This is a genomic window from Vibrio sp. 10N.261.45.E2 (assembly GCF_002875705.1).
GTDB lineage: Bacteria > Pseudomonadota > Gammaproteobacteria > Enterobacterales > Vibrionaceae > Vibrio.
The window spans coordinates 19,308-28,772 of the sequence record NZ_MCZZ01000016.1; the positions used below are offsets into that span (position 1 = coordinate 19,308).

Below are 9,465 nucleotides of genomic sequence, written 5' to 3' on the forward strand. Positions count from 1 at the left end.
TGACGTTATACTGTAGCAGTCTCTTTGGTAACGATAAAGTCACCTAAGAGCGCCCCTTCTCTTTTTTCAAGTTTAGACCAATCTATTTGTTGCATTCGGATATCTATCAACAAGTTACCATTTTCATCATACTCTTCTTGTTGAATACATTTCATCTCGAAGAATAAGCTACGAATACGTCCCTGATGTTGATGTGGAATACACAATCGGAATTGAACCATCTGGCTAGCTAAACGCTCAGTTAAAGCTTCAAACAGCAGTTCAATACCTTCTCCTTCCATTGCAGAAACCCAAACAGCGCGAGGTGCGCCCTCTTCGTCTCTTTCAATTCGAGGTTTTTGGTCTTCCATGCAGTCAATTTTGTTCATGACTACAAGGGTTGGCACTTCATGAGCATCGATTTCTTCTAATACTTCATGAACAGCCCGAATGTTCTCACGAAAACGGTCATCACTGGCATCAACAACATGTAACAAAATGTCAGCTTCCTGCGTCTCTTGTAATGTTGCCTTAAACGCAGCGACCAAGTCGTGTGGTAGATGGCGGATAAAACCTACGGTATCTGCGAGAATTGCAGGCCCGACATCTGCCAAATCAATCTTACGTAGTGTTGGGTCTAGGGTTGCAAACAGTTGGTCTGCCGCATAAACACCAGCACTTGTGATGCGATTGAAAAGTGTTGATTTCCCCGCGTTGGTGTAACCAACCAAAGAAATTGTTGGGATTTCAGCTCGATTACGAGCACGTCGTCCTTGTTCACGCTGCTTAGCGACTTTCGCTAAACGACGCAATATTGCCTTTATACGGTCACGCAACAAACGTCGATCGGTTTCCAGTTGAGTTTCACCTGGACCACGAAGACCAATACCACCTTTCTGCCTTTCAAGGTGAGTCCAACCACGAATCAATCGGGTAGATATATGACGAAGCTGAGCGAGCTCAACTTGTAGCTTACCTTCATGAGTTCGCGCACGTTGTGCAAAGATATCTAAAATCAAACCCGTGCGATCAATCACACGACATTTACACAATTGCTCGAGGTTTCGCTCTTGGGCAGGAGAGAGGGAGTGGTTAAAAATCACAATTTCAGCACCGGTCAGCTGAACAGCTTGTGCGATTTCTAGGGCTTTACCTTCTCCAACGTAGTATTTAGGGAGTGGGGATTGTCGGCTACCAGTAATCACTTGTAGCGTTTCTACCCCCGCAGAGGAGACCAGCATTTCACATTCGCTTAGGTCTTCCCATTCTCCCTCTTGCGTGAAGTTGATATGAACAAGTACGGCTCGCTCGCCGGATTCATAACGGTCAAACAAGCAACCAACTCCTTATTACAGCGCAAGCTGTATCAATTGAACGATTAATCTTCAGTCTTCTCTGGACGATCAGATGGCGTGCGTTGCTCGCCGCTGTGGTGACTAACTGCACGTGCAGGAACCACAGTAGAAATCGCATGCTTGTAAACCATTTGGTTTACTGTGTTCTTCAATAAGATCACGAATTGATCGAAAGACTCGATCTGACCTTGCAGCTTAATGCCGTTAACAAGATAGATAGAGACTGGAATGCGCTCACGACGGAGTGCATTTAGGAATGGGTCTTGTAGCGATTGCCCCTTAGCCATTTTATTTTCCTTATTTGTATTTTGTTGTAATTATTTAGCTAGTGGTGCACAAAAAGGTGCGGCCTTTGCATCTGAGCTAAATGAATAAAAAAACTCCGTTGTTATTGAAAGGCTGTGATTTTTTAAAAGCCTCAATAACGGATCCTTTCCAGAGTATATTCACGCAAAAGCGATCACATTATACACAGCAATACTAATCAGATGCTATTGCATCTGAAAGAGTTTCTAACGCTTGATCAATGTTTTCGCTATCTAACCAAGTTAAATCATCCCAACTGCGCAACCAGGTGATCTGTCGCTTGGCCAACTGACGGGTTGCACAGACACCACGGAAAACCGCTTCGTCTAAATCACAATTACCGTCTAAATAATCCCACATCTGCCTATAACCAACGCATCGGATCGATGGCAGTTCAGGGTGAAGATCTTCTCTGGCGTACAACGCCTTCATTTCCTCTTCAAATCCCGCTGCTATCATCTTCTCGAAACGCAGCTCAATGCGGCGATGGAGTTCTTTCCTTTCCTTGGGAGCTATTGCAAATTGTTTTACACGAAATGGCAGGCTATCGCCTTTCGTTTGAGTTAGCTCTGTTAATGTTTTACCCGAAATTCGGTAAACTTCCAATGCCCTTGAAAGCCTTTGTGGATCATTTGGGTGTATTCTTTCAGCGGATACGGGATCTATCTCTCTTAATTGATCGTGCAATGCCTGCCAACCTTGCTCGATAGATTCTGCTTCAATCTGCTTACGAATCTCTTGATCCGCTGCTGGCAATGGCGATAAACCTTCCAACAATGCTTTGTAGTACAGCATTGTGCCACCAACAAGTAACGGAATTTTGCCTTCCGCTACAATCTTATTCATTTCATTGATCGCATCACGACGAAAATCTGCCGCAGAATACGCTTCGCTTGGATCCAAAATATCAATCAAGCGATGAGGCGCGAGCGCAAGCTCTTCCGCATCCGGTTTAGCGGTACCAATATCCATGTCTTTGTAGATAAGTGCCGAATCGACGCTGATGATCTCTACAGGGTATTTCTGACGTAAGCGGATAGCTAAATCTGTTTTTCCTGATGCCGTTGGGCCCATTAAAAACAACGCTAAAGGTAATTTTTCAGTCATGGTATTTTGTATTTGCTTCTCTGTTTTAGCTCTTTTTAGCAAAGGGCTTTTGTGTCGCGACGTATTCAGCTAAAAAGACAAATGTCGTCGCGAAAAAATTAAACCGTAAACGCGGCAATGGTCGCTGAAAAGTCGATAGGATTCACAAACTCTGGATCATCTAATGGAAGTAGACCATGCCAAAGTTGTTCAAGTTCCCCAACTAGTTGAACCGCTTCAGATAAAGTGTAGTCGCTTTTTACTTGTGCCGTCTGAATCCCGATCCAGTTGACCAAAGATGGTAGCAGGTCGTTGGAAACATTAGCCGCGTGATTAGCATCAATCTGAGCGTTTAATGAAGCGGCGTAAGATAACAGATCTGGGATCAAAATTTGTAAGTTTTGCTGCCTTAATGGAGAAGGCACGCCCATCACCATTACCGCCTCACTGTTTCGTGCCTTAAGCTCAATCCCTAGCAATGCCAGCGTTTGGCTCAGCGCCTTAGCAACTTCAACAAGTTCACAACCAAGCTTAATCGATAAGGGCACCAATAGCGGTTGGCTTTTTAACGAACCACCTCGTGTATCAAGCTGACCAACAACACGTAATAACTCTGCCTTCACCAATGAAACCAACACACAGCCATTCTTATTACCCATCACCAAGTACTGACGTTCCACTATCGAGACCGCTTTTCCTAAATCCGTCACAGGTGCTCTTGGTTTCGAGTTTAAGGAATTCGGTTGAGTCGGCTTAGTTTCTCTATTTTCTATGTTATCTCTGGTTTCGACAGGTGCCGCATGCTCTTGAGTAGATAAGGGGGCTACAACTTGATCATCAAAATCTGGCGTTTTCAGAAGCTCTTTGTAGGCTTTCACTTCACGCTTAGAGGGCGCTGGTTCAGCATGATGTTGGTGTGGTTCTTTTTCTTTCTTCGGTGCAGGTCGAGACTCTATCCACTCTTGACGAGGAGAACCGGTAAAGCTGTTTTCACTAGCAGACGAACCTCGGCCAGCTGATGAACTTGAGCTGGTTGATGGAGCATAGTGTCGCCCGCTATCATTAACGCTGTGTTGAGGCTTCTCAAAAGCGTGTTCAGATTCAGCTTTTCTCGGGTAGGCCGGTGTTTGTTCAATAGCATGGCGCACCCTTTCAGAAACTTGGGTTTGCTCCGAGCTGTTAAACACTGTGCTTTCTGGCTCAGCAAAACTAGCAACATCACCAACCTCAGAGCTCGTATTACCTTGCTGATGATGTGTCTCTTCTGACTGATGAAAAGCCGACTGATTGATTGGCGCAGCGTCGATTTGCTTGCTCTGTGCTAAGCCATCACTCAATGCTTGGTAAATAAAATCATGCACAAGGCGCGCTTGATGAAAACGCACTTCATGTTTGGCAGGGTGAACATTCACATCCACTTGATGTGGGTCGAGCTCAATAAACAACACATAGGTTGCGAATTGGTCTGGACGCAGGCTAGTTTCATAGCTTTGACGAATTGCATGGTTGATCAGCTTGTCACGCATCATACGGCCATTCACATAACAGTATTGCAGGTCGCTTTGCTGTCTTGCCCCCTCAGGTGTGGTGATCCAACCATGAAGTTTCAAACCTTGATGTTCGAGCTCAATCTTAAGCATATGGCGAACAAAAGGGTTACCACATACCGCTGCAATACGCTTTTCAGCTTGAACATCGGTTTTAGCAGCGCGGTACTGACGAATCATTTTCCCGTTGTGACGAAGGTTGATCGTCACATCAAAGCGGCTCAATGCAATGCGTTTAAGCAGCTCATCAATATGCGTGAATTCGGTTTTCTCGGTGCGTAAAAACTTACGGCGTGCTGGCGTATTGAAGAACAGATCCAACACCTCCACCGAGGTGCCAATGGGGTGTGCGGCAGGCTGCAGTTTCACCTGCATATCGCGCCCTTCGCTGTGTGCTGCCCAAGCTTGATCTTGAGTCGCTGGGCGTGAAGTCATGGTTAAGCGCGCAACAGAACTGATACTCGCCAGCGCCTCACCACGGAAACCTAGGCTGACGATCGCCTCAAGGTCATCAAGGGTATGGATCTTAGAGGTCGCATGACGGCTCAGTGCCAAGGCAAGCTCATCTTTGACGATACCCTTGCCGTTGTCACGAACGCGAATCATCTTGGCACCACCTTTCTCGATATCAATATCGATACGTGTGGCGCCAGAGTCCAAGCTGTTCTCAACCAACTCTTTCACAACAGAAGCTGGTCTTTCTACCACTTCACCTGCTGCGATTTGGTTAGCTAGCCGAGCTGGCAGTATTTTTATCGTCATATTTATTGCTACCTTACTGCCATTGGTGGGAACAGTTTACGTTTATGTTCGTACTTCTAAGTTTGTATTCCCGCGCTTGAGGCCACTAAGTTCTTTCCTAAATTACTTATGCGGAATAATCAGAACTTGGCCTATCGCTAGGCTGTCTGATCTTAGCTTATTTGCTTGGCGAATGCTGTTGACGCTCACGCCGTATTTCGACGCGATCTTGCCAAGATAATCACCTCTTGCGACTTTATGTTTTCGCAGAGGAATATCCTTTACCTCAACCGTAATACGTAGCTTTTGACCCACTCTTACCGTTTCAGACTTCAAGCGGTTCTCACGTTTAATATCAGCCACCGATACTTTATAGCGGTTGGCTATCTTGCCTAAGTATTCCCCAGACTTAACCGTGTGAGTGATGGTCTTAGTTTTAACAGCGCTGCTTGATGATGAACTTGAAGCATTGCCTGGAATCTTCAGCACCTGGCCAATCGCTAAGCTGCTCGACTTCAGGTTGTTGTATTTCATTAGTGCCTGTGTCGATGTACCGTATTTGCTCGCAATCACCGATAAAGACTCACCGCGAGACACTTTATGCTGGCTCACGCTACCCGTTGATGACGTCGCATTAGACAAGATAATCCCTTCTGGCGGGTTAGCCTTCAAATACTTAACAACGGCTTTAGTCACAGCGCGAGCAAGCTTATCTTGATGCGAACGTTGGAAAAGAAGTTTCTCTTCTGTCGGGTTCGAAATAAAACCAGTTTCTACCAGTACAGATGGGATCTGTGGTGAACGTAATACTGCCAAACTGGTGTTGATCGGCTTACTGTTATGCAGCTTAGCAACTTTACCCATTTCAGACAGGATCGCCGTTGCCAGTTTGTAACCCTCTTTTTGAGAGTGGCTAAACTGCAAATCAAGCAGGGTTTGGTTTACGTTCTTATCATCAATATTGCCGGTGAACGCAGCGCCGCTGCCACCGAGCAGTTCTGATTGTTTCTCTTTGTTTTCAATCCAGCGAGAGATCTCAGTGTTCGCACGTCGAGTGTTCAACACAAAGACCGAACCACCTCTTGGCTGAGGCGTCGTAAAGGCATCGGCGTGAATAGAGATCAACAGGTGAGCTTCATTCTCACGAGCAATCGCGACGCGTCGATTCAGGTTCACAAAGTAGTCAGCGTTACGAGTCATACGAGTTTTGATTCCCGGAACCGCATTCAGTTGCGCTGCTAGCTTCTTCGAAATACTCAGAGTCGCATCTTTTTCATACTTACGAGATGGACCGATTGAGCCTGGATCTTCACCGCCATGGCCAGGATCAATCACAATTAGAATGTCTTTTTGGCGCTTAACCTGATTAATGTTCTTACTTACCGTTGGCTTACTCGGCGTCGATGTCGCTTTACTTGCCGCACCATGAGGTAAGTCAATCACCAAACGGTGTCCATACTGACCACCGGGAGTCGGGCTCAGTTTGAACAACTCGGCTTTAGACGACTTCTTTAACTCAAAAACCAAGCGATACGTGCTTTTGTCTGGCGGTGAGCTCTTACGAATCTTAGATAGAACAGGGCTATCTTTCACCACAACCGGTAACTTAGTCGCAAGGTTGGTATTTTTTAAATCGACGACTAAGCGACTTGGGCTACTTAGGGTGAAATAGCTAAAGTCCGCTTCTGATTTTAAGTCGATAACCACACGAGTTTCTTCAGGAGAAGGCCAAACCCTTAAACTTTTCAGTGAGTTTGCAGAGACAAGTGAAGAAAATAGTACAGAAAAAACAGCAGCCATCATGGCTACTGTTGAAATAAGGCGTCTAGAAATCAACATAACTCCAACTGACTAAGTAAGCGCTGTCCGTATTCACTATTAGCGGTTAAAGAAACAATACGGTGATCGTCTTGGTAACGAATATCAATATCCAAATCTGCTTCTGGTAGCATCCCATAACCTTTCTCAGGCCATTCAACCAAACAGATAGCATCTGGAGTAAAATAATCACGAATTCCCATGAACTCTAACTCTTCCGGATCGGCTAAGCGATAAAGGTCAAAGTGATATACCTGCCAATCGGCAAGTTGATAAGGTTCAACTAGAGTATACGTTGGGCTCTTTACATTTCCTTGATGGCCAAGTGCTTTTACAAAACCACGACTGAAGGTCGTTTTACCTGCGCCAAGATCACCATGCAGATAAATAGTCGTCTGCTGTGAGCAAAGATTAGAAAGCTCCGTTCCTAATTGAATCGTTGCTTGTTCATCTTTCAAAGTAAATTGTTTCGTGCTCATGAATACGTTCTCTAAAAATCGATCGTTGACTATATAAAAATCAAAAGAACAAGAATAGTAAACCGTGATGCTTTTGAGAGACAAGCACTCAAGTGTAAGTTCTATGAAAAATACTGCTCAAAACGCGTCTGTTCTGGTCAACACCACTAAGATCCGTTAAGATCCGCCCCCATTTTTGCCGAACCTAATTTTAATTAGCCTTATCTCTAATTGTAAAACAGAGAAAATAAGAATTAAGCCATGAATCTAGACCATCTTGTTGAAAAAATTAAAATCTGGGGAAAAGAGCTAGGCTTTCAAAAAGTTGGCATCTGCGATATTGATTTAAGTGAACACGAAGCCCCCCTTCAAGCATGGCTAGATGCGGGTCACCACGGCGAAATGGATTGGATGGCTCGGCATGGGATGATGCGTGCACGCCCTGATGAACTTCACCCTGGTACAATTCGAGTGATCAGCGCTCGAATGAACTACCTACCACCGGAAGCTCAGTTTGCCTCTAACCTAAGCGATACTACTCAAGGCTACATCAGCCGCTATTCTTTAGGCCGCGACTATCACAAATTGTTCCGTAACCAGTTGAAAAAGCTGGGACAAAGAATTGAAAAAGAGGTCGAAGGTTTAGACTCACGACCTTTCGTTGATTCAGCGCCTATTTTGGAAAGACCGCTCGCTCAAAAAGCAGGGTTGGGTTGGACAGGTAAACACTCATTAATTCTTGATAAAGACGCTGGCTCTTGGTTCTTTCTAGGGGAGCTGTTAGTCAACATCCCTCTTCCAGCCGATGAACCTAGTGTCGATGAGTGCGGCAAATGCACCGCATGTATCACTTCTTGCCCAACAGGTGCCATTATTGATGATGGCGTGGTGGATGCGCGCAAATGTATTTCGTACTTAACCATTGAATATGATGGCGTGATCCCTGAAGAGTATAGAGAAGCGATTGGTAACCGTATCTACGGCTGCGACGATTGTCAGTTAGTTTGCCCATGGAACCGTCATGCCGAACTCACAGAACAAACCGACTTTCACCGCAGAGAAGACTTCCAAGAGGCTGACCTAGTTTCACTTTCAAGTTGGGACGAAGCGACCTTCCTAAAGAAAATGGAAGGCTCCGCAATAAGACGTATCGGCCACACCCAGTGGTTGCGCAATATCTTTGTTGCGATGGGCAATGCGCCATTTCAACAACGCATTGTTGAAACCCTGGAGTCCCATCAAGGCAAAAACGAAATGCTAGATGTCCATATTGAGTGGGCTTTGAATAAACAACTACAACAGTTACCTAACGCTAGCGGCGTGCAACAAGATAACTGTGTGCAAAAAAGTAACAGCAAAATCTCCACCAAAAAGCACAGACTGATACGTATTGTTGAGAAAGGACTACCAAGAGACGCTTAACGCTTTATATACCAATGTATGGCAGGCGAGCCCCCACTAACAGTCCAATATTTAAGACAACTCGTTGCACATAATTTTAGAACAATGTTTGACCTTGTTCTCAATTCTAGCAATGTGGAAAAAATTCAGAACTCTCGTAAACTTCCGACACCCGCGCAAAGTTAAACACAGTACCGATAAATGATTAAGATCAAAAAACAACAAGTTAACGATCTTTTATCAAATCCAAGATAAGCATCCAACTTGATAAAAAACAACAAGTTACAATCGCCATAATTCATCTAATATATTGAAAACAAGAAAGATCTTTTAGGGATAGGTAAAGAATTAAGCCTGAAATAACTTTATCAACCAAGTTATCCACATCTAACATTTTGTGGATAAGTCTGTTTATAGATGTGAAAAACCTCAAGTATCTGCTTCAGAGACCTGATGTTTACTAGCATTCCAGTTGCTAAGAAAAATTTAAGACAAAAAAATATCCACCATGATGGAGGATTATTTGCTTTTTGGGGGGATTATGCTTCGCAGCATTAAAGAAAGAGCGTGACCTTTAAGGTCGTCTTTAAACTCTGTGATCTAAAGAAAAACACGGTGGTTTAAAGAGTCTTAATAGCTTTGTAGAAGAAAGCTGGAGCGATACATCGGGTTCGAACCGATGACCTCAACCTTGGCAAGGTTGCGCTCTACCAACTGAGCTAGTATCGCATTAGTTAATCGCTGCTCTTACTGCCTTGGGCAACAGATAGCGCT

At 44.6% G+C, this 9,465-nt stretch carries 7 protein-coding genes and 1 tRNA gene; 1 reads left to right on the forward strand and 7 read right to left on the reverse strand.

All coding sequences use genetic code 11. From position 1 onward, the window contains the following. Positions 1-5: 5 nt before the first annotated feature. From hflX to tsaE, 6 genes are all read right to left on the reverse strand, one after another. Positions 6-1,313: a ribosome rescue GTPase HflX gene (hflX, locus tag BCT34_RS00890; RefSeq protein WP_076650856.1), complete on the reverse strand. Its 1,308-nt coding sequence runs from the start codon at positions 1,311-1,313 to the stop codon at positions 6-8. Between the two features lie 44 nt (positions 1,314-1,357). Continuing rightward, positions 1,358-1,621, reverse strand: coding sequence for an RNA chaperone Hfq (gene hfq, locus BCT34_RS00895; protein ID WP_017059927.1), 264 nt, complete (start codon positions 1,619-1,621; stop codon positions 1,358-1,360). A 193-nt stretch (positions 1,622-1,814) separates the two neighbouring features. Next, complete coding sequence (gene miaA / locus BCT34_RS00900; protein WP_076650855.1) at positions 1,815-2,747, reverse strand: tRNA (adenosine(37)-N6)-dimethylallyltransferase MiaA; 933 nt, start codon at positions 2,745-2,747, stop codon at positions 1,815-1,817. 98 nt (positions 2,748-2,845) lie between these two features. Further along, a complete protein-coding gene (gene mutL / locus BCT34_RS00905; protein WP_076650854.1) occupies positions 2,846-5,035 on the reverse strand; it encodes a DNA mismatch repair endonuclease MutL in 2,190 nt (729 codons plus the stop codon). Positions 5,036-5,137: 102 nt separating this feature from the next. After that, entirely contained in the window at positions 5,138-6,853 is a 1,716-nt protein-coding gene (locus tag BCT34_RS00910) for an N-acetylmuramoyl-L-alanine amidase (RefSeq protein WP_076650853.1), read from the reverse strand. Further along, complete coding sequence (gene tsaE, locus BCT34_RS00915; RefSeq protein WP_004735870.1) at positions 6,847-7,311, reverse strand: tRNA (adenosine(37)-N6)-threonylcarbamoyltransferase complex ATPase subunit type 1 TsaE; 465 nt, start codon at positions 7,309-7,311, stop codon at positions 6,847-6,849. The genes BCT34_RS00910 and tsaE overlap by 7 nt, the downstream gene beginning before the upstream one ends. A 240-nt stretch (positions 7,312-7,551) precedes the next feature. On the opposite strand from tsaE, the gene queG reads away from it, so the two are divergent. Further along, the gene (gene queG, locus BCT34_RS00920) at positions 7,552-8,712 is read left to right on the forward strand and encodes a tRNA epoxyqueuosine(34) reductase QueG (protein ID WP_076650852.1); all 1,161 of its coding nucleotides are present in this window, start codon (positions 7,552-7,554) and stop codon (positions 8,710-8,712) included. A gap of 632 nt (positions 8,713-9,344) precedes the next feature. Here queG and BCT34_RS00925 read toward each other — a convergent pair. Beyond that, positions 9,345-9,420, reverse strand: a tRNA-Gly gene (locus BCT34_RS00925). Positions 9,421-9,465: the final 45 nt, after the last annotated feature.